This is a genomic window from Trichothermofontia sp., from assembly GCF_053493415.1.
Window position 1 is genome coordinate 13,740 of record NZ_JBRCAD010000002.1, and the last position, 20,586, is coordinate 34,325.

The following is a 20,586-nucleotide window of genomic DNA, read 5'->3' on the forward strand; positions in this document are numbered from 1 at the left end:
TCAGCGACGGGCCTTTTTATCACTCTTGGCGTGCCCCCGAAAGGTACGGGTAGGGGCAAATTCACCGAGCTTGTGGCCAACCATTTGCTCATTGATGAAGACGGGCACATGCTGACGTCCATTGTGAACGGCGATCGTATGCCCAATCATCTGGGGTACTACGGTGGAGGCACGGGACCAGGTTTTAATGACCTGTTTTTCGTTGTTGGCGTTCAACTTCTCAATTTTGCTGAGGAGATGATCGGCAACGAAGGGACCTTTTTTGAGTGAACGAGACATAGGCGTATTGGGCGTATTGCAGGGAGGGATTGGGAGCAAGTTGGCGGGATAGTGGCAACGGCTGTCTAGCTTTGCCGTCCACCCCGGCCCCGCTTGGAAGAACGACGGCGACGACGCACGATCAAGGCATTACTCGCTTTCTTGCGCTTGCGGGTCTTGGCCCCTAGGGCGGGTTTACCCCACGGTGTAACCGGACCACTGCGGCCAATGGGTGCCCGACCTTCGCCGCCCCCATGCGGGTGATCGACCGGGTTCATCACACTGCCGCGGACTTCCGGACGGCGACCTAACCACCGTTTGCGTCCGGCTTTCCCTAAGCTGGTGTTGCGGGCGTCCGTATTCCCAACTTGGCCGATCGTCGCATAGCACTCCCGGCGAATGCGACGCACTTCCCCAGAGGGCAGTTTGACCAAGACATATTGGCCTTCTTTGGCTTGGACTTGAGCCGCACCACCCGCTGCCCGCACAATCTGACCCCCGCGACCGGGGGTTAGCTCCACGTTATGGACAATTGTCCCCGTCGGGATATTCCCCAGCGGTAGAGCGTTACCAACTTCGATCGGGGATTCCGGTCCGGCGATGACTTCCGTGCCCACGGCGAGGCCAACCGGATGCAGGATATAGCGCTTTTCGCCGTCGCGGTAGTACAACAGGGCCAATCGCGCATTACGGTTGGGGTCATACTCGATCGCCGCTACCTTGGCCGGAACATTGTGCTTATCCCGTCGAAAATCAACGATGCGATAGAGGCGCTTATGACCGCCGCCCCGGTGACGACAGGTGATTACGCCCCGGTTATTACGCCCCTTAGGGCGATGACGATGGCGGGTTAGGGACTTTTCGGGTTCAGACCGCGTAATCTCAGCAAAGTCAGTGACCGAATGCTGGCGGGTCCCAGGTGTATAGGGGCGATAAATACGGATACCCATAACTCACTCACAGTGACGGCATGGTTGACGATAGGCTTAACCGAGGCGAGGTGCCCCGCCCAGCCCAACTTAAACTTCTGGGAAAAAGACCTCGCGGAGCGAGTTTTCCGGTGCAAGGGTGACCACCGCCCGCTTGTATTGGGGTCGGTAGCCGACTGAACGGCCAAAGGATTTACGTTTCTGGGGCGGACGCTGGGTGCTAATGCCCACTACCTTCACGTCGAATAGATATTCGATCGCCGCCTTAATTTCGGGTTTGGTTGCCTTCAGGGCCACCTCAAAGGTGTAATGGTTGTTCTCCATTAAGCGGGTTGCCTTTTCGGTCACGATCGGACGCCGAATCAGGTCCGCTAGGTCACGTGTTTCTACCTTACTCACCATACACCTCCTGAATTTTGGTCAGGGCGGCAGCGGTGACAACAATCTGATCCGCCGCCAAAAGGTCGAAAATATTCAGGTTAGTCGCCGTGATCAACTTCAGGTTGGGCACATTCCGCCCCGATCGATACACATTGTCTAGGGCTTCGCTGCGTTCCGGCAGAATGAGTAGCAACTTGGCCGTGGTATCGGCCCCCCAGCGACTCAGCGCTGCGACTAAATCTTTGGTTTTGGGACGGGCAAACTGGGTGGCAAAATCCTCCACCACAATCAGATCTGCAGCCCGACTTTGAAAAGCCGTCCGCAGCGCTAGCCGCCGTTCCTTGCGGTTCATTTTGGTGGCATAGTCCCTGGGCTTGGGGCCGAAGATCACCCCACCGCCCCGCCACAGGGGCGATCGGTTTGATCCGGCGCGGGCACGCCCCGTCCCCTTCTGCCGCCACGGTTTGCGGCCACCCCCACTGACCTCAGCTCGGGTTTTAGCCGCAGCGGTCCCCTGGCGGCTATTGGCCAATTGACGCTCTAGGGCACGATGGACAATTCCCGCCGCCGTTTCTTCGCGGGCGACTTTGAGATCGATCGCCGTCTGAGCGACGACTTCTCCCTGCCAATCTTTGACAGCACACTCAACCATCTTGCTTCACTCTCAATAACATTCCGCCCTTGACTTCCGGAATCGAAGCTCCAGAATAATGCGCTAGAAGCGGGTTACTTGGCTTTACCCACCACCTTGGCGGGCGAGATCCGAAGGACACTGCCCGGTTTCCCTGGCACGGCCCCTTTAATCAGGAGCAGGTTACGCTCTGTGTCGATTTTGACGACGGTGAGCTTCCGGATCGTGACTTGGGTAGCCCCCATCCGACCTGCCATGCGCTTACCGGGATAAACCCGACCGGGTGTCGTTCCTGCTCCCGTAGAACCGGGGAGTCGGTGGTTTTTTGACCCGTGGGCCATCGGACCACGCCGGAAGTTGTGGCGCTTTTGGTAACCCGCGAACCCCCGACCGATGCGATTTCCGGTGACATCAACAAGCTGACCGGGTTGAAAAGCTTCAACCGTAAGGGCTTGACCTAATTCATAGCCACTGACATTGGCCACCCGAAATTCTTGCAGGTGACGCCGAGGCGAGACACCGGACTTGGCGAGGTGGCCCAATTCAGGCCGGGTCAGTGCTTTTTCCTTCACTTCGCCATAGCCGATTTGAATAGCCGCATAGCCATCGGTTTCCGGTGACTTGATCTGGGTCACGGGACAAGGGCCAGCTTGGACCACGGTTACGGGGATCGCAAGCCCTTCCTCATCAAAGATCTGGGTCATCCCCAGCTTGGTGCCAAGTAGACCTGTAGACACAGCAACTGAACTCCCAACGTTTGTGGACACATCGCAATTGGAGCCAGGGTTTGGCTCCGGGAAACAAGACAGAATATCCTCATCTCAAAAGCCAAGACGCGTTGAGATTGGATGCGGCTTGTTTTTTGGGTTCCGGGTTTGGAACAGTGTTAGCTGAAACTACGGGCAGCCCGAGCCGGGACGAGCCGACGATCGCGGCGAAACGAACCGACACTGTTGCCTAACATTTAAGGGTTAGGCTCTACCCGCTTCCAGAGACTTGACTGGTGAACCAGCAGTATCTCCAGAACGAGAGATTCAGATAGGGAGGCGTCTGGAACAGCTTTAAGCTCTTGTAAGCTAGCGTTCTTGCGCCTCGCTTGGGAACCCGACTGACTGGCGGCGAACTCGCGGGTGCTTGGGCTGCTCAGGAATTAAACTGAGTCTCCCTGGGCGAGTCATGCAGACAACCGATTCGGGTTTGTTTGCAGACAGACTTTTCATTATAGAGTCTGGTGTTACCACAGCGACAAAATTTTTTTTGCGCGGAATCTTGCAATCCCTGGCAATTGGGTATCCGCAGATACCAAACTTGCCCACTCTTTGGCAACAGCTCCCCATTGTAGGCGATCGCGTTCCGTCTTGTCCAGGGTTCGATCGGGATTTTGGGCAGGGATGCGGCCAAGGTCCTTAGCGAATCGTGGGTTGGTCAGAACTATAGCCATCGTCATTCAGGTTAGGACAAGGGGCTTAAGCCCCTTGTTGATCACAGCCTTGGCACTGTCCTAATGGGCGTGACGACTGCTATATGCCATGCAGCAGTCGTGCTCAGGCGTCAACCCCATTCAGCGATTCTTGATCGGTTGACAGGTTAGGGCGGGGCGCAGCCTCCCTGCCCCTTTAGGGCGGGAAGGGTGTCAACGACGACAATTATCGCAGTGGCCACACCGGAACTCGGTGGCCATCGTGGTGAAGCCAAAGGCCCGCAGTAAAAACTGCCATCGACAGTCACGGGTCCGGAAATAACGGATGAGTTCGGTATGGGCTGTGCCAATCCCCGGCGGTATCTGCTGAGGACCGGGCTGCAAGCGGTAGTGAAAGGGATCGGGCCAGTGCAGTTGGCCGGTGCTGTGTAAAATGGCGAGGGCGATCGCGGCGTCTGGGAACTGTTGTGTGATGGCCTGGATATTGCCTTGGGGCGGCAGTTGGCGCATGAGTTGGGTGGCTTGGTGCTGCCGTGCGCGCAGGCGATCGAGGAAAAACTGCTGGCGTTCCTTATCTTCCGAGTCCAGCCAGCCCGTGGGTTCACTGATCAGGGCTAAGGCCGTGGCCGGCTGGCCATCCCGGCCCGCACGACCCACTTCTTGCACATATTCGGACAGCAGTAAGGGGGGATGGAAATGGGCCACCCAACGCACATCGGGTTTATTGATGCCCATCCCAAAGGCCGAGGTGCAGACCACAAAGGGAAGTGTGCCACCCAGCCATGCTTGCTCCAACTGACGGCGTTGTTGGGGGGCTAACCCGGCATGGTAGGCCGCCGTGGTTAGCCCGTGTTGATTGAGGCGATCGGCCAGACTCTGACTGTCCCGCCGCGTGCGGACATACACCAGTCCCGTTTGCTGGGGATGGGCGTGGATGAACTGGCGCAGTTGGTGGTAGCGTCCCCGGGGGGTCCATGTTACCTGGGTTTTCAGCGTCAGGTTAGCGCGATAGGGATTGATCAAAAAAGTCTTGGGACTCGCTAGTTGCAGCACCTCCCGAATCACCGCTTGGGCGTGGGGGTTGGCGGTGGCGGTGAAGGCGGCGATCGGGAACTGGGTCCCTGCGGGTTTGCTTTGTAGCAAAGCGGGGCGCACGGCCCCCAAACGACGATAGGCAGGTCGGAAAGTATCGCCCCACTGCACTAAACAATGGGCCTCATCCAGGATCAAACCATTGATTTGTACTTGGGGTTGACTCAGGACCTCCCAAACTGGGGGACTCAGTAACGTTTCAGGCGAAAGATAGAGCAGGCGTAATTGTTGCTGTTGGATCGCTGCTAGGGTACGACCGCGATCGCCCGTAGCCAGCTCGCTGTGTAGGAGGGCAGCGGGTAGGTGCCGTTGCCGGAGTTCCTGCACTTGATTTTCCATCAAAGCCACTAGGGGCGATACCACGAGCGTCAATCCTGACTGCAACAAGGCAGGTAGTTGAAAGCAAATCGACTTACCCCCACCCGTCGGCATCACAATCAGCGCATCCTGGCGATCGAGCAAACATTGAATCACCTCACCCTGGGGGGTCCGAAATTGCTCATAGCCCCAAACCTGTCGAAACGCAGCCTGAACTTTCCCCCAGTCCGTGGTTACTCCCGGTTGCATGGCGATACACCCCAATCATTATCTAGCGGTCGGTTTTGTAGATAAGGGTTCCCGCTACGGGCGATCGTCACACGCTTCGGCCTGGATCTTTACCAAAGCTTTAAGCAACTATAAGTACCCCGCCGCCTGTCTGAAGCCGAAGCAATCCTGTTAGGGGCATCAGCACTCAGCTATAGCCTGCCGGGATGTTCCCGATCGGGAGAGGCTGAGGGGCAGGCTAAGGGCTTTGGTGGCTGCCACCCCATTCAACAACTGGTTCTACGAGGACTCCCCCTAAAAACCCCCTAATAGGGTGACGAGGGTAGCCAGACAAAATAGACTAAACCCCAGGAACACAATCAAAGCATAGGGGGCATGATTGATCTCATCGAGATATTGATTAACCTGCTTATCGGATTGATCAGGCTGCCAGATCATTGGTTTCATATTGTACGCCTCGCAAAAACGACTTAGCATTGCGCAAAATACCTATTTTTGACTAAAAAGATAGGTATTCCGACGTTGATTGCATCCTATCACATTGATTAAATGACCGTTTTAGCAGAACGCGATCGAGACATGAAAATTAATTTGAGTATCGAGAATTTGGCATTTTTGGGGCAGCGAAACGAAAGGATTCTTTAGGATAATAAACATAACTTTATTCAAGGATAATAAACATAACTTTATTGACGATCGTACGCCCACCCACGATCAAGAGGAAGATAGTTAGGCGGATTGCGACACCTTAGAGGTTGTTTTAAAAGGGGGATCGCGGTTAAAACCGCGACTACGAACCTTGACGTGTGGCTGTCCTAAGGGCTGCTTGGCGTTTGTAGTGGCGACTTCAGTCGCCAAAACGACTGATTTCTAGACTGTTCAAACACCCTCTTATAGTAATTGTCATCACCTTAGGGCGGATCGAAGCGTGATTCTTCCCATAGCGCATCCACAGAAGGAAGCGTATTAGCGCCAACGGTAATCGGTTGACAAAGCTGACGCTCCTGGCCAGAGAGATAGGGATTAGTTCGGAGGTAATCCTGCACCCAGAAGCACCCCCTAGTCATCAAAACCTCTAGATTATCAAAGCCCTTGAGGTCCCAAATGAGGACCGTGCGATCGTTACCCGTGGCAATCAGCGATTGCCCATCCTGACTAAAGTCAATACTATTAATCCCCTCAGCCTGTCCGTACAGAGTCGTAATCAAAGTACCATCCAAGTGCCATAGCCGAATCGTGCCATCATAACTAGCGGTCGCCAAAGTAGGCTGCTGGGGATGGAAAGCCACGTCGTAAACCCCATCGCTGTGACCCTCCAAGGTCACCAGAACCCGATAGGTGTTTAAGTCCCAAATCTTAGCAGTGTTGTCGTAACTGGCAGTCGCTAGCTTCTGCCCATCGGGGCTAAAGGCTGCACTGAGCACCCACCCACTATGGCCGCTCAAGGTTGCGATCGGGGTGCCATCTAACCGCCACAGTCGCACCGTATTATCCCAACTGGTCGAGGCAAGCCGTTGGCTATCGGGGCTAAACGCAACACTTAAGACTCCCTGACGATGGCCATTGAGAGTACGCAGGGGTTGTCCCGATGATGACCAAAGCCGTACGGTTCCATCCTCACTGCCGGAGGCAATCGCTTGCCCATTAGGACTGTAGGTCGCTTCATAGACGGGAGCCATATGACCCGCCAAAGTTTTCAGCGACTTTCCCGTGCGATCCCAAATCTGGACCGTGCGGTCGGAACTGGCGGATACCAGGCGTTGGCCATCAGGGCTAAAATCAACGCTCCAGACCAGCGATCGGTGTCCCCGCAGGGTTTGGAGTAAGCGGCCCTGGCGGGTCCACAGCTTAATCGTTTGGTCCGCACTGGCCGACGCGAGTAGCTGATCATCGGGAGCCATATTGGCATCCAACACCTCGGCTTGATGATCCTGAAGCGTAACAAGGTGGGGGCGATTTAAGACCCAGAGCCGGACCACCCGATCGCCGCCCGCCGAGGCCAAGTGGTGACCATCGGGACTAAAGCTTAGGCTGCGGACTTGGGCGCTATGGCCTACAAGAGTAGTCAACAAGCGACCATCCAACCGCCAGAGATAGACTTTTTTGTCTGCCGTGGCCGCAGCCAAAGTTTGACCATCGGGGCTGAACTGGACTTGGTAGACTAGGTTACTACCCTGGCGCGCTTGGTCTTTAAACTCAAAACTGCGAATAAAACGCCCATCCAGGTGCCATAGCCGAATCGTCTGATCCCAGCTTGATGAGGCTAGGAGCGGAGCCTTGGGGCTAAGGCTGAGGCCACTGACCCGTCCCTGGTGCCCCATCAGACGTTGGGTGGGTGCAGCGGGGAACCGCCCTTGGGGTGGGCGTCGCCGCAGGTGAATGCTGCCACTATCGTCGGCTGAGGCTAACAGTTGTCCATCGGCAGACACTTGAATTGCCCGAATTGGCGCAGAGTGGGCAGCGAGCGTTTGGACCAAAGTTCCCGGCGCTCGGGCGGCCTCCCCCTCGCCCAAGCGCCAGAACTGCAAGCTGCCATCCTGACGACCCACCACAAGCAAACCATCGGGAGTCGTACCCAAAGCCGTTACGGGCGTACTCTGGTTCCCTAGGGACTGGAGTAAAGTGCCATCTCGTTGCCATAGGTAGACACGGCCATCATCACTCCCGGAAGCCAGCACCTGACTATTGGGGGTAAAGACGATCGCCGTCGCCTGGGCTGCATGTTGCTGGGACATAGGGATCGGTTTCCCGTCTGGTTGCCAAAGGCGAACCGTATGATCCGCACTAGCCGAGGCCAGCAGGCGGTTATCGGGACTAAAGCTGACACTCCAAATCACCCCCGTGTGCCCTTCGAGGCGATTGTGCTCACGGACCCAGAATAACGCTTGCTGCAACGCTGTAATAACTTGCGATCGCAAGCGGGGCTCGGCAGTTAACTCCCCACTGTTCTGGAGCAATACCCCGGCCCGGATGCCCTCTAGCAAAGCATCAAAGTATTGATTGGACAGGAACAAAGCTTCCGCCGTGCGGCTGCGGGCCTTTAAGTAGAGGCGTTGGGTGTGGAGGCGCAGGTGATCGGCCTGGGTCCGGTTAGCTTCCGCTTGCCGAAACAGACGAAAGCTCGCTAAGCCCAACCCCGTCATCACCGCAAGGAGCAAACTGATCACCGTCAACCCAATCCGTTGATGCTGGAGGGCTTGCATCTGACGATGCATTTCCGCATCCCGCTGGCCTGCTTCAATCCGGGCGCTCTCTAAAATGTACTGGGTTTGCAGGGTGGTAGGTGGTGGTTCTTGATGGGTGCCAACATCGAGAAATTCCTTAGCTGTGGCCAGATCATGCCCCCGCAGCAGATAGCTGGCATCCCGCTGATGCCGATCCCACTCTAGGGCGCGAACCAGCAGGCGGGTGTGCTGGCGCAGGTAGTCCAGATCCGTGTCAAGGGTGCGGAGCAGGTTTTGCAGCGAGGTCTCGAAGTTATCCTGCGATCGCATAAATATCCAATTCAACCGGGCCAGGGCAGGATGGACCTCTTGGGGGTTGACATCGCGATAGACGATTGGGATCAGGCGCTTATGTTGGTTTGCCGCGTGGTCAATTTCCTCCGAACAAACCTGCGATCGCACCGAATCAGGACTCAGGATGGCAATAAAGGTATCCGCTAGCTCAATCCCCTGCTGAATTTCCTGCCACCAGTCCGTCGCCAGGGGAATACTTTCCCAATCCACCCAAACGCTGCGCCCCTGCTGCTGAAGGGCGCGATAGAAGGTTTCAACAAACGCCTTGTCTCGACGGGAATAGGAGATGAAAACATTGGCAACTTCGGGTTTGCGATCGAGAATTTCCCAAACATCCTTGGGAATCTGCCGCCCTGCCTTAGGTGCTAACCGCACCCGGTAGTAGGTGGTCTGATCGCGATCGATCTGCTGCACAAGCCCCTGCTGGACAAGTGGTTCTAGGAGTCCCTGGACCTGATCAGGTACTTGCTTGAAGTGGTCACTAATCGTGATTAAATTAACTTCCCGCTGTCGTAGGAGCCAACGCACTAGGGACTGCTGTGCCGGCGCGAGGGATAGGAGATCGGCTGGTCGTATACCCGCAACCGGGGTTTCTGAAGGGTCGAGGACATTCTGACTCATGGCACTATTCTCCACACCCGATCAAGCCCCCGTTGGGTATTAAAGATAGATTGCCTCAATTTATACCATTGCAGCCAGATGGAACTCTGCCCAGAACCGAGATTTACATCTCTTAACCACTCATAAAAATTGCCCATTGAATGCACCCAACAGAAAGTTGATTAACTGTCATTACCAGGGAAAGACCAAGGGAGACATAAACTCAGGAGATGCTCCTGCGGAGATGCTACGTGAACCCAAAATAGGGGTGGGGTAGGCATCCTGCCTGACACTAACAATGGGTTAGGAAGAAGACTCTAGTTCAGCCTTGGTATCCAGTAGATCAGGAGGGGCAAGCGGGGAAGTTACCGTTGGGACAAGCGCCTGCCGCTGGGACGGGAAACTGGCCTTCCCTGCTGTGGCCGCTGCTGTGGTCATGAGGACGGTGGGAGAGACCGCAGGGCTGGGTTCGTTCGACTCATCATTCCCTTGCTCTTGTACGACTTCAGTGATAAAGACATCAAGATCCTGCTTAATCAATTGTTCCACCCGTGTCGAAAAAGCGGGATAAGCTGCTTTATGGCAGGAAACTTGTTGATAGGAGCCGCTGAGTTGTAAAAACTGCCAGCCTTCACTTTTGAGCATTTCGGCAGTTCGACGGTAGTGACGCCAGCGGGTCCCAAATTGGAAAAATTCTTCGATCGCGGCACTCAAGGTTACGCTTAAACTTAGTCCAGCTAAACTTAAGGGGAACCAGCGGCGGAAAGATTGGTTAATCTGGTTATTCCCAAAATCTCCCACGTTTAAGGACACTAATGCCGTTAGGACTACCCCGCCGATAATATTCAGCAGACGCAAGCGATAGTAATAACTTTGTACCTGATTGGCCTTACGCTCCATCCAGAGGACCTGATCCAACCAGCGGCCCCGAATCGCTTTTTTCTGAAGGTCAGAGAGGTCGAGGGTGTCGATCAGTTCCCCCATCTCCTGTTGGACGCTTTCCAAATAGGAAGAGCTTGTCGCCATGATTTACTCCTTGGTAGTTAGCATACCCCGCAAGGTTGTCGCGAGTACTGCCGGGTCTTCGTGTAACTCAATGCTCTGTAGCAGACCCGATGCCAGCAGGGGGACAACGCGATCGTCATTAACGGCTTCGCCCCGCAGGGCTGCCGCCAGAACATCAGCGGCCCGACCACTCCCGGCAATGATGAGGGTGGGCCGATGGACCCGCACACTTTCGGCTACATCTTTCCAGGACACCTCCCCCCCATTGATCAAAACCGTCACCGAGGGATGGGCCGTGGCAATCACACTGGCTAGGTCAGCAATCCAGGCCGACTCATCCCCCCAGGCACACCCCGGCACCAGTAAACAATGGCTATGGTTGAGTTCAATGTCTGCCGCATCGTCACAGGGAGGAGCCGCATTAGGCAGATCTACCAACCCTGCTGGGATTACCCCTACCAAAGGGAAAGTGCAACCGATCGCCCGTCGGGCCTGCCCCATTAACCGCATGACCCCAGCATCGGTGCCACCATCAATGACCACCAGATCCAAGTCTTGTGCTAGGGGGGCAAGGGCCTGGGTAAAGAGCGATTGCACCCGTTGCAAATCAGCGTCAGAGAGTTTGCTGGCTCCCCCCACAATGACCAATACGGGGCGAGAGCGCTCGATGCCCAAGCTCGGTGGTATTGTCGATAGGTCTACCCCACACTCTAAGTGAAGTATTACGGGACCCAGGCTTTCGAGCGTTGACATTTCCGAACTCTGATCCCCAAATACGATTGAGATTCATTGTACCGGTATTCCTCAACATCAGGGGTAGAGCCAATTGACTGAATATTGTCCAAATTGACTGAGTATTTGAGTATATTAACCGACTATTTGAGGGCACATTGAAAAAATAAAATAATTTTGTCGAGTCGGTATCCTGTCTACCATTAATTCAGAGTAGGCATCCTGCCTGCTGCCAGTGAGATATGAATCAGCCTGCCTGCATCGGGGCAAGACTAACAGGTGAAGCGGGTTCCCAAGCCGACCAAATAAAAACTTTTGCAACAGTTTGCCCCCGCCAAAAGTCCGGTAACGCTCAAAGTTCTGACAATTTCCTTAAGAGTTGCCCCCGATCGGGTGGCTCATAGCAAAATTCAGACTAACGATCGCTGTCCCCCCGTCGGGCGGGGAGGGCTTTGATCAGCACTGTCGGGCAGCAAGCAGCAGCATGAATAATCAATACGCGCCAGTACAACAGGGTTTATACGACCCCCAGTTTGAGCACGATGCCTGTGGGGTGGGCTTTGTGGTCCACATGAAGGGCCAGAAATCCCATGCGATCGTCGAGCAAGCCCTGACGATCCTGGTCAACCTGGAACACCGGGGAGCCTGTGGCTGTGAGCCAAATACGGGTGACGGGGCCGGGATCTTGATGCAGATGCCCGATCGCTTCATGCAAAAGGCTGCGGCTGCTGCTAACATCACCCTGCCTGCACCGGGTCATTATGCCGTGGGTCTGGTCTACGCTTCCCCCGATGCCGCTGCCCGTGCCCAGGGGCGCAAAGTCTTCGAGGATTTGGTGAGCAAGGCCGGTCAAACCGTCCTGGGTTGGCGCGATGTCCCCACCGATAATTCCATGCTGGGGGATACGGCCAAGGCCAGCGAACCCTTCATGCAGCAGGTCTTTATCCAACGCAGTCCCGATCTTGTCGATGACCTGGCCTTTGAGCGCAAACTCTTCATCCTGCGCAAGCAAGCCCACACCGCCATTCGCACGGCCCAAATTGATCCCTACTGGTATCCGGCCAGCCTTTCCTGTCGCACCTTGATCTACAAGGGGATGCTTACGCCCCTACAAGTGGGCCAATACTACGCCGATCTGCATGATCCGGACATGGAAAGCGCCCTCGCCCTGGTCCACTCCCGCTTCAGTACCAACACCTTCCCCAGTTGGGAGCGATCGCACCCCTACCGCTACATCGCCCACAACGGCGAAATCAATACCCTGCGCGGCAATATCAACTGGATGCACGCCCGCCAATCCCTGTTTGAGTCGGAACTGTTTGGCGATGATCTCAAGACCGCCCAACCGATCATTAATATTGAGGGCAGTGACTCCGGGATTTTCGACAACGCCCTGGAACTGATGACCCTGGCGGGCCGATCGCTGCCCCATGCGGTGATGATGATGATCCCGGAACCGTGGACGGCCCACGAGTCCATGAGCGACGAGAAAAAGGCGTTCTACGAATACCACTCCTGTCTGATGGAACCCTGGGATGGTCCCGCCTCGATCGCCTTCACCGATGGCACGATGATCGGTGCCATCCTCGATCGCAATGGGCTGCGACCGTCGCGCTACTACGTCACCAAGGACGATCTGGTGATCATGGCCTCGGAAGCTGGCGTATTGCCCGTGGAGCCGGAGCGGGTGGCCCAGAAGGGGCGGCTGCAACCGGGGCGGATGTTCCTGGTGAATATGGAGGAAGGGCGGATTATCGCCGATGAAGAACTCAAACAGGCGATCGTCACCCAACATCCCTATCGGCAATGGCTGGATCAATACCTGGTGGATCTGGCGAAACTCCCCGATGGGCCAAGTGTTCAGGACTTCGACCCGATTCCCCTGGTACAACGGCAGACGGCTTTTGGCTATACCTTTGAAGAGTTGCGCCTGCTCCTGACCCCGATGGCGCGGGATGGGGTGGAAGCCGTGGGATCAATGGGGACGGATACGCCGCTGGCGGTGCTGTCCGATCGCCCGAAGCTGCTCTATGACTATTTCCAACAACTGTTTGCCCAGGTGACCAATCCCCCGATCGACTCGATTCGGGAGGAAATTATCACTTCGGCGGAAACCACGATCGGCTCCGAGCGCAACCTCCTCAAACCGGAGCCGGAAAGCTGCCACCTGATTAAGCTGAAAACCCCGATCATCAGCAATGCCGAACTGGCGAAGCTCAAGGCGGTTAGCAACGACGGTTTCAAAGCCGTGACCTATTCGATCCTGTTCGATCCCAAGACCGGAGTACAGGGACTAGAACAACGCTTGGATGATATCTTTGCCCAGGCGGATCAGGCGATCGCCGACGGGGTGAATTTGATTATTCTGAGCGATCGTGGGGTTAACGCTGAACAAGCCCCGATCCCGGCCCTCCTTGCCGTTGCCGGTTTGCACCACCACCTGATCCGGGCGGGGACGCGCACCCGTGTGGGTATCGTGTTGGAGTCGGGGGAACCGCGTGAGGTGCATCATTTTGCCACGCTGATCGGCTATGGTTGCGGTGCGATTAACCCCTACCTCGCCTTTGCAACCCTGGATGACCTGATCAAAGAGGGATTGCTGCTCAATGTGGACTATGCCACGGCCTGCAAGAACTACATCAAGGCGGCAACCAAGGGCGTGATCAAGGTGGCCTCCAAGATTGGGATTTCGACGATCCAGAGCTATCGCGGGGCGCAAATTTTTGAAGCAATCGGTCTGAATCGATCGGTGATTGACAAATACTTCACCTGGACAGCCTCCCGTATTGAAGGATCGGATCTGGCCGTTCTCGCGACGGAAGCGGTCCTGCGGCACAGCGCAGCGTTCCCCGATCGCCCCAGCAATGGCCATACCCTCCCCGTGGGTGGTGAATACCAGTGGCGCAAGGATGGGGAAGCCCACCTGTTCAGCCCAGAAACGATTCATACCCTGCAACAGGCGGTGCGCACGAATAACTACGACTTGTACAAGCGCTATGCGTCCCTGGTGAATGAGCAAAACCAGAAGTTCTTTACCCTGCGGGGGTTGCTGCAATTCAAACCGCGCCAACCGATCCCCATCGAAGAAGTCGAACCCGTTGAGGCGATCGTGAAGCGCTTCAAAACCGGGGCGATGAGCTACGGCTCCATCTCCAAGGAAGCCCATGAAAGTTTGGCGATCGCCATGAACCGGCTGGGCGGCAAGTCCAACACGGGTGAAGGCGGCGAAGATCCGGAACGCTATACCTGGACCAATGAGCAGGGGGATTCCAAGAACAGTGCGATTAAGCAGGTGGCCTCCGGTCGCTTTGGTGTCACCAGTCTTTATCTCTCCCAGGCGCGGGAACTTCAGATCAAGATGGCCCAAGGCGCAAAGCCAGGGGAAGGTGGGCAACTGCCTGGTCGCAAGGTTTATCCCTGGATTGCTAAGGTGCGCCACTCAACCCCCGGTGTGGGTCTGATTTCGCCGCCGCCCCACCACGATATCTATTCGATCGAAGATCTAGCAGAACTGATCCATGACTTGAAAAATGCCAACCGGGAAGCCCGTGTTAGCGTCAAGTTGGTGTCAGAAGTGGGGGTCGGGACGATCGCGACGGGGGTTGCCAAAGCCCATGCGGATGTGGTGCTGATCTCCGGTTTCGATGGCGGTACCGGGGCCTCACCCCAGACCTCGATTAAACATGCCGGGTTGCCCTGGGAGTTGGGACTGGCGGAAACCCATCAGACGTTAGTCCTGAATAATTTGCGATCGCGGATTGCGGTGGAAACCGATGGCCAGATGAAGACGGGGCGGGATGTGGTGATCGCAACGCTGTTGGGGGCAGAGGAATATGGCTTCTCAACGGCCCCGCTGGTCACCCTCGGCTGCATCATGATGCGCGTGTGCCATTTGAACACCTGCCCTGCTGGGATTGCCACCCAGGACCCGCGTCTGCGCAAGGACTTTATCGGTGATCCGGAGCATACGGTCAACTTCATGCGCTTTGTTGCCCAGGAGGTGCGGGAATGGATGGCCCAGTTGGGCTTCCGCACGATTAACGAGATGGTGGGCCGCACCGATGTTCTAGAGCCGAAGCAAGCAATCGATCACTGGAAGGCCAAGGGCATTGATCTGTCCAAGATTCTTTACCAGCCGGAGGTGGGGCCAGAGGTTGGTCGCTATTGCCAGATGCCCCAGGATCATGGGCTGGACAAGTCCCTGGATATGACGGTGCTGCTGGATCTGTGTAAGCCGGCGATCGAGCGTGGCGAAAAGGTCAAAGCCACCCTGCCAATCAAGAATACGAACCGTGTGGTCGGGACGATTCTGGGCAATGAGATCACCAAGCGCCACTGGCAGGGCTTACCGGAGGATACGGTGCATCTCCACTTCCAGGGCAGCGCGGGTCAAAGTTTCGGCGCATTTGTGCCCAAGGGGGTAACGCTGGAACTGGAGGGTGATGCCAACGACTATCTGGGTAAGGGCCTCAGTGGCGGCAAGATTATCGTCTATCCCCCGGCAGGATCAACCTTTGTCGCCGAGGAAAATATCATCATCGGCAATGTGGCCCTCTATGGGGCTACGGGCGGAGAAGCCTATATCAGCGGTATGGCTGGGGAGCGCTTCGGTGTGCGCAACTCTGGCGTTCATGCCGTGGTGGAGGCGGTCGGTGATCACGGCTGCGAGTATATGACGGGGGGAACCGTGATTGTCCTCGGTGCGACTGGGCGCAACTTTGCCGCTGGCATGAGTGGCGGCATAGCCTATGTCCTGGATGAAACGGGGGATTTTGCGACGCGCTGTAATACACAGATGGCGGATCTGGAAACGCTGACGGACCCGGATGAAATTGCCGAAATTCGAGAGCGCATCCAACGCCATGTGGACTATACCGGTAGTAAGAAGGGGACGCGGGTGTTGGCAAATTGGGAGGTAATGGTGCCTAAGTTTGTCAAGGTGATGCCTCGTGATTATAAGCGGGTATTGCAGGCGATTAAGGAGGCGCTGGCGTCGGGTCTCAGTGGTGATGCGGCACTGGATGCGGCGTTTGAAGCGAATGCCCGTGATGTGGCTCGGATTGGAGGCAGTTAGGAAACCACAAAGGCACAAAGAACGCCAAGAAACACCAAGGGGCAACATCCTGTAGGGGCGGGTTTTCTAGAGAGGTTCAAGGGAACCCAACCATCTTGATAAACCCGCCCACGCCCACCGCATATCCTCTCCCGTCCTAAATCTTGATAAACCCACCCCCCCCAGCGAATATCCTCTCCCGTCCTACAATCTTGATAAACCCGCCCACCCTAACGAATCATTCCTCGTCTTAACCCTTCCCATCCCCGATCGTTCAATGGTACAAGCACCACCCAAGACCATATCACTAGGGACGTTTCTCGAATTGCCGGAAACCCAACCAGCGAGTGAATATATCGCGGGGAAGGTTGTACAAAAGCCCCTGCCCAAGGCCCGTCATTCCCGCTTGCAAAGTAAACTCCTGGAGGCTATTAACGCGATCGCGGCAGAACGCAAAATTGCCTATGCCTTTCTAGAGTTGCGATGTACCTTTGCTGGATACTCAATTGTGCCGGATATTGCCGTCTTGCGATGGGAACAGATTGAATTTAATGCAATGGGTGAACCCGTTGACGATGTTCGCAGAGCGCCTGACTGGCAAATCGAAATCCTATCCCCCCAACAAAGTCCGAACCGGGTTATGGGTGACCTTCTCCATAGTCTGAAGCAGGGTTGCCAATTAGGCTGGCTCATTGATCCCGACGATCGCTCAATCCTCGTCTTGCAACCCAATCGACAACCGACCCTATGCTATGATCTAGATTCCTTACCGGTTCTGAACTCGATTGAACTCAACCTCACCGTTGCAGAAATTTTCAACTGGCTAATTATGCAAACCTAGGGAAATCAAGACTATGAGCAGTACAACCATTGTTAACCCCAAAGCCTATATTGAGGATGTTGAAGGCTGCTATCGGATTGTTGGTAAGCGAGTCTCTCTGGATTCGATTGTCTATGCCTTCTCAGAAGGCCAATCCCCGGAAGCGATCGTGCAATCGTTTCCTGTTCTAACCCTAGAAGAAGTCTATGGCGCGATCGCGTTTTACCTGGCAAATCGTGAGGCGATTGATGCCTACATTGCCGAAGGTGAAGCCCTATTTGAAACCTTGAGGCAAGAAGCTAGGGAGAAAAATCGTGATTTATACGAGAAGATCTTTCCTGAAAGAATGCAGTGCGTATAACAATAATGCGTATAACAATAAATTGATCAATTAGAACTCGAAATCATCTAAGTTTGTTAGAATAATTTAGCCAGTGAATCAAGTTTCGCCCATGAAAGTCAAAACCATTATTCATCCCGCAGAAGAAGGGGGGTATTGGGCCGAAGTCCCCGCCCTTCCAGGCTGTGTTACCGAAGGAGATTCCCTAGAAGAAGTCATGCGTAATTTGGAGGATGCCATTGAAGGCTGGTTGAGTGTCGCCAATAGCCTCAAGGAAGCTGCACCCACCGACCACAATTGACTGAAGCAGATTTATCCTAAATAACTGTTTGACCAAGCTTATAAAGCAACGCTAGACCACCCGATCGGACCATCATCATTATGGGAAAACCAACTGGCTTTCTTGAATTTGCCCGCGAAGTCGCCGCCGAACTCGATCCCCGCGATCGCATTCGCAACTGGGATGAGTTCCATCTACCCCTACCCGAAGACAAACTTCGCACCCAGGGCGCACGCTGCATGGACTGTGGCACCCCCTTCTGCCACACGGGCATCACCCTTAGTGGCATGGCTAGCGGTTGCCCGATCAATAACCTGATTCCCGAATGGAATGATCTCGTCTACCGGGGCCTCTGGCGCGAAGCCCTCGATCGCCTGCACAAAACCAACAACTTCCCCGAATTCACGGGTCGTGTCTGTCCGGCTCCGTGTGAAGGCGCTTGTGTCTTGGGTATTCACAATCCCCCTGTTACGATCAAGGAAATCGAACACGCCATTATCGATAAGGGTTGGGAAGAAGGTTGGATTGAACCCCATCCTCCAGCGAAACGGACGGGGAAAAAGGTCGCGATCGTCGGTTCCGGTCCCGCTGGCCTTTGTGCCGCTGCGCAACTGAATACGGCAGGCCATTGGGTGACGGTCTTTGAACGGGCCGATCGTCCGGGGGGATTGCTCATGTACGGCATTCCCAACATGAAACTGGACAAGGAAAAAGTCGTTCTGCGGCGGCTACGATTGCTGGAGCAAGAAGGCGTTAAGTTTGTCTGCAATACGGAAGTTGGTAAGGACCTTCCCGCTGAACAACTCCTACAAGAATTTGATGCCGTGGTTCTCTGCACCGGCGCGACCCGCCCCCGCGATTTACCGATTCCGGGTCGTGAACTTCAGGGTATTCATTTTGCGATGGAGTTCCTCACGGCTAACACTAAAGCGGTGTTGGATCGTCAGACCAATGGCGGCTTTATCAACGCAGCGGGTAAGGATGTGGTGATCATCGGTGGTGGCGACACTGGCACTGACTGTGTGGGGACTTCCCTGCGTCATGGTTGCCGGAGCCTCGTGCAATTGGAAATCATGCCCAAGCCCCCCCTGGAACGCGCCCCCAATAATCCCTGGCCGGAGTGGCCCAAGATTTATCGTCTGGACTACGGCCAAGAAGAAGCCGCTGCCCAATTCGGTCACGACCCCCGTGTCTATCTCACCACGGCCACCCATTTTGAAGGCGATGCGGATGGTCACGTCAAAGCTGTTCATACCGTCGAAGTTGAATGGAAAAAAGATGAGGCTGGTCGCTTCATTCCTGCCCATATTCCAGGCACAGAAAAAGTGATTCCCGCCCAATTGGTGTTGTTAGCAATGGGTTTCCTTGGTCCCGAACAGCCCTTACTCGATGCTTTGGGATTGGAACGCGATGGCCGCAGTAACATCAAAGCTGAGTATGGTAATTACGCTACCAGTATTCCAGGTGTGTTTGCGGCTGGCGACTGTCGGCGGGGGCAAAGCTTGGTGGTTTGGGCCTTTAACGAAGGGCGCGGGGCGGCACGGGAATGCGATCGCTACCTCATGGGCAGCACGGATTTACCCTAACCTTAATGCCTGCCCACGGTTTGACAAGCCGTAGCAATGTCAACTAGGTAGGTTTGGTCACGATTCATAAATCACTCTAGCTGTAGTTAGAATTTCCTTGCGACGAATCCAGTTAGCGCTTGTTTCAACCGATTTTTTGGTGAGCAAGTCCACTTTTCGGTGGCATAAGTTTTCTAGCTCGTACTGCATATCAACCAAATCCAGAAGGCTAACTTTGGCATTATAAGGCAAAAGGTAAAAGTAAAAAGGCAAAAGTTTTGAAATTTCGTTATTTTTTGTTGTCTGCCCGTCATCGCTCAGATTTCTTCCTTTTGCCTTTTACCTTTTTACTTTTTACTTGATGCAACAATGGCTCCAATGATTTTCACAATTTCTTCTGCTTCAGATTGGAGAGATTGAATTCGACTTTCTGGGAGGATGTCGGTAGCACTCAGTAGTCTGAGCCAGTAGTGGGTTTCACGGGCTTCTTTGCGGGCGATCGCATTTTTACTAATAAAATCTGCTCTGCTTTGCCCTGCCTGTGCTTCCTCTAGGTTGGCACCAATGGAAGTTCCAGAACGGATCAGTTGTTTACTCAAGGTTCTACCCACTCCTGGCGTTTCATCCAAAAACTGACAGACTTTCACAATCCGTACTGCAAACTCAAACGCTCTCTCCCGTATATCTTTCATGGCAAAAGTAAAAAGGTAAAAGGTAAAAGTAACAATAGACGCTTTGCCTTAATCACTAACCATCATCAATTATAGTCCACCTCTCATTCTTTGCTTTTCTCTTCACTTTTTACTTTTGCCTTTTTACTTTTAACTTTTAACTTAACTCGCGGTAGGCATTGAGGGCGGCTTGCTTGGTCTGCTCAGGCACCAGGGGAAAGGTGCTGAGAATATGGGCAAATTCGGTTTCGGTTAGGCCGTAGAGATGGGCAATAATGCCATCCAGTTCTGCCCGCAACTTGGCCCGTTCCGCCTCATCCGTCACCCCCACAATCTCCTCACTTTTGCCTTTTGCCTTTTGCCTTTTGACTTCCTCCAGCAGGTCATCAAACTCTGGCGTGGTGCAGATCAGCTTGGCGGCTCGTTCAACGATTTCCGTAAACCATTGGTCGCCTGCTTGTAGTCGGGGAACTGGGAGTTGATAGATATAAAACATATTAAGATTTTGACTGACTTTTTGTCGAAGTGCAAAATCAACAACAAGACTATTAAATATGGAAATACTAAATAATATCTCTTCTCCATTTATAAAAGAATCTCTTAAAGCAGAAGTGTTGAAAGTTAGGTTAAGCGATGGAAAAAAGGGACAGAATGCAGTATTCTGTCCTCTAACAAATAAAAAATGATGTTCTATGGTAGCCTCATTCCCGAAGCTTGTCAAATTGATCTTGAAGCAGCTTTGTCC

At 54.5% G+C, this 20,586-nt stretch carries 17 protein-coding genes; 5 read left to right on the top strand and 12 right to left on the bottom strand.

The features are described from left to right. The 10 genes from rpsS to ACWIUF_RS00230 form a co-directional block, all read right to left on the bottom strand. Positions 1-279: a 30S ribosomal protein S19 gene (gene rpsS / locus ACWIUF_RS00185; RefSeq protein WP_448570127.1), complete on the bottom strand. Its 279-nt coding sequence runs from the start codon at positions 277-279 to the stop codon at positions 1-3. A gap of 65 nt (positions 280-344) precedes the next feature. After that, positions 345-1,208 carry a 50S ribosomal protein L2 gene (gene rplB / locus ACWIUF_RS00190; RefSeq protein ID WP_448570128.1) on the bottom strand — a complete coding sequence of 288 codons (864 nt, stop codon included), beginning with the start codon at positions 1,206-1,208 and terminating at the stop codon, positions 345-347. A 69-nt stretch (positions 1,209-1,277) separates the two neighbouring features. Then, positions 1,278-1,589, bottom strand: a complete 312-nt coding sequence (locus tag ACWIUF_RS00195) for a 50S ribosomal protein L23 (RefSeq protein WP_448570129.1) — start codon at positions 1,587-1,589, stop codon at positions 1,278-1,280. Further along, positions 1,579-2,220, bottom strand: coding sequence for a 50S ribosomal protein L4 (gene rplD / locus ACWIUF_RS00200; RefSeq protein ID WP_448570130.1), 642 nt, complete (start codon positions 2,218-2,220; stop codon positions 1,579-1,581). The genes ACWIUF_RS00195 and rplD overlap by 11 nt, the downstream gene beginning before the upstream one ends. Positions 2,221-2,294: 74 nt before the next feature. Continuing rightward, the gene (gene rplC / locus ACWIUF_RS00205; RefSeq protein ID WP_448570131.1) at positions 2,295-2,936 is read right to left on the bottom strand and encodes a 50S ribosomal protein L3; all 642 of its coding nucleotides are present in this window, start codon (positions 2,934-2,936) and stop codon (positions 2,295-2,297) included. Between the two features lie 896 nt (positions 2,937-3,832). Next, positions 3,833-5,278 carry a RecQ family ATP-dependent DNA helicase gene (locus ACWIUF_RS00210; RefSeq protein WP_448570132.1) on the bottom strand — a complete coding sequence of 482 codons (1,446 nt, stop codon included), beginning with the start codon at positions 5,276-5,278 and terminating at the stop codon, positions 3,833-3,835. Between the two features lie 273 nt (positions 5,279-5,551). Beyond that, positions 5,552-5,704 (bottom strand): hypothetical protein, encoded by a 153-nt coding sequence (locus ACWIUF_RS00215; protein ID WP_448570133.1) that lies wholly within the window; start codon positions 5,702-5,704, stop codon positions 5,552-5,554. A gap of 464 nt (positions 5,705-6,168) precedes the next feature. Beyond that, positions 6,169-9,396, bottom strand: a complete 3,228-nt coding sequence (locus ACWIUF_RS00220; RefSeq protein ID WP_448570134.1) for a WD40 domain-containing protein — start codon at positions 9,394-9,396, stop codon at positions 6,169-6,171. A gap of 282 nt (positions 9,397-9,678) precedes the next feature. Further along, complete coding sequence (locus ACWIUF_RS00225) at positions 9,679-10,401, bottom strand: DUF4231 domain-containing protein (protein ID WP_448570135.1); 723 nt, start codon at positions 10,399-10,401, stop codon at positions 9,679-9,681. Between the two features lie 3 nt (positions 10,402-10,404). Next, complete coding sequence (locus tag ACWIUF_RS00230; protein WP_448570136.1) at positions 10,405-11,133, bottom strand: hypothetical protein; 729 nt, start codon at positions 11,131-11,133, stop codon at positions 10,405-10,407. Positions 11,134-11,596: 463 nt separating this feature from the next. On the opposite strand from ACWIUF_RS00230, the gene gltB reads away from it, so the two are divergent. The 5 genes from gltB to gltD all read left to right on the top strand — a co-directional run bounded on the left by gltB (position 11,597) and on the right by gltD (position 19,191). Further along, positions 11,597-16,186: a glutamate synthase large subunit gene (gene gltB, locus ACWIUF_RS00235; RefSeq protein ID WP_448570137.1), complete on the top strand. Its 4,590-nt coding sequence runs from the start codon at positions 11,597-11,599 to the stop codon at positions 16,184-16,186. Between the two features lie 256 nt (positions 16,187-16,442). Further along, a complete protein-coding gene (locus ACWIUF_RS00240) occupies positions 16,443-17,006 on the top strand; it encodes a Uma2 family endonuclease (protein WP_448570138.1) in 564 nt (187 codons plus the stop codon). A 13-nt stretch (positions 17,007-17,019) separates the two neighbouring features. After that, on the top strand, positions 17,020-17,346 hold the full coding sequence (locus tag ACWIUF_RS00245; protein ID WP_448570139.1) for a DUF433 domain-containing protein: 327 nt from the start codon (positions 17,020-17,022) through the stop codon (positions 17,344-17,346). 91 nt (positions 17,347-17,437) lie between these two features. After that, on the top strand, positions 17,438-17,626 hold the full coding sequence (locus ACWIUF_RS00250) for a type II toxin-antitoxin system HicB family antitoxin (RefSeq protein ID WP_448570140.1): 189 nt from the start codon (positions 17,438-17,440) through the stop codon (positions 17,624-17,626). An 80-nt stretch (positions 17,627-17,706) separates the two neighbouring features. Further along, complete coding sequence (gene gltD / locus ACWIUF_RS00255) at positions 17,707-19,191, top strand: glutamate synthase small subunit (protein ID WP_448570141.1); 1,485 nt, start codon at positions 17,707-17,709, stop codon at positions 19,189-19,191. A 326-nt stretch (positions 19,192-19,517) separates the two neighbouring features. Here gltD and ACWIUF_RS00260 read toward each other — a convergent pair whose 3' ends face one another. Further along, positions 19,518-19,862: a four helix bundle protein gene (locus ACWIUF_RS00260; protein WP_448570142.1), complete on the bottom strand. Its 345-nt coding sequence runs from the start codon at positions 19,860-19,862 to the stop codon at positions 19,518-19,520. A 136-nt stretch (positions 19,863-19,998) separates the two neighbouring features. Further along, positions 19,999-20,337 (bottom strand): hypothetical protein, encoded by a 339-nt coding sequence (locus ACWIUF_RS00265; protein WP_448570143.1) that lies wholly within the window; start codon positions 20,335-20,337, stop codon positions 19,999-20,001. Positions 20,338-20,586: the final 249 nt, after the last annotated feature.

Coding starts and splice junctions, on each gene's coding strand:
- rpsS (WP_448570127.1), bottom strand. CDS start 279: ATGTCTCGTTCACTCAAAAAAGGTCCCTTCGTTGCCGATCATCTCCTC.
- rplB (WP_448570128.1), bottom strand. CDS start 1,208: ATGGGTATCCGTATTTATCGCCCCTATACACCTGGGACCCGCCAGCAT.
- ACWIUF_RS00195 (WP_448570129.1), bottom strand. CDS start 1,589: ATGGTGAGTAAGGTAGAAACACGTGACCTAGCGGACCTGATTCGGCGT.
- rplD (WP_448570130.1), bottom strand. CDS start 2,220: ATGGTTGAGTGTGCTGTCAAAGATTGGCAGGGAGAAGTCGTCGCTCAG.
- ACWIUF_RS00210 (WP_448570132.1), bottom strand. CDS start 5,278: ATGCAACCGGGAGTAACCACGGACTGGGGGAAAGTTCAGGCTGCGTTT.
- ACWIUF_RS00215 (WP_448570133.1), bottom strand. CDS start 5,704: ATGAAACCAATGATCTGGCAGCCTGATCAATCCGATAAGCAGGTTAAT.
- ACWIUF_RS00220 (WP_448570134.1), bottom strand. CDS start 9,396: ATGAGTCAGAATGTCCTCGACCCTTCAGAAACCCCGGTTGCGGGTATA.
- ACWIUF_RS00225 (WP_448570135.1), bottom strand. CDS start 10,401: ATGGCGACAAGCTCTTCCTATTTGGAAAGCGTCCAACAGGAGATGGGG.
- ACWIUF_RS00230 (WP_448570136.1), bottom strand. CDS start 11,133: ATGTCAACGCTCGAAAGCCTGGGTCCCGTAATACTTCACTTAGAGTGT.
- gltB (WP_448570137.1), top strand. CDS start 11,597: ATGAATAATCAATACGCGCCAGTACAACAGGGTTTATACGACCCCCAG.
- ACWIUF_RS00240 (WP_448570138.1), top strand. CDS start 16,443: ATGGTACAAGCACCACCCAAGACCATATCACTAGGGACGTTTCTCGAA.
- ACWIUF_RS00245 (WP_448570139.1), top strand. CDS start 17,020: ATGAGCAGTACAACCATTGTTAACCCCAAAGCCTATATTGAGGATGTT.
- ACWIUF_RS00250 (WP_448570140.1), top strand. CDS start 17,438: ATGAAAGTCAAAACCATTATTCATCCCGCAGAAGAAGGGGGGTATTGG.
- gltD (WP_448570141.1), top strand. CDS start 17,707: ATGGGAAAACCAACTGGCTTTCTTGAATTTGCCCGCGAAGTCGCCGCC.
- ACWIUF_RS00260 (WP_448570142.1), bottom strand. CDS start 19,862: ATGAAAGATATACGGGAGAGAGCGTTTGAGTTTGCAGTACGGATTGTG.
- ACWIUF_RS00265 (WP_448570143.1), bottom strand. CDS start 20,337: ATGTTTTATATCTATCAACTCCCAGTTCCCCGACTACAAGCAGGCGAC.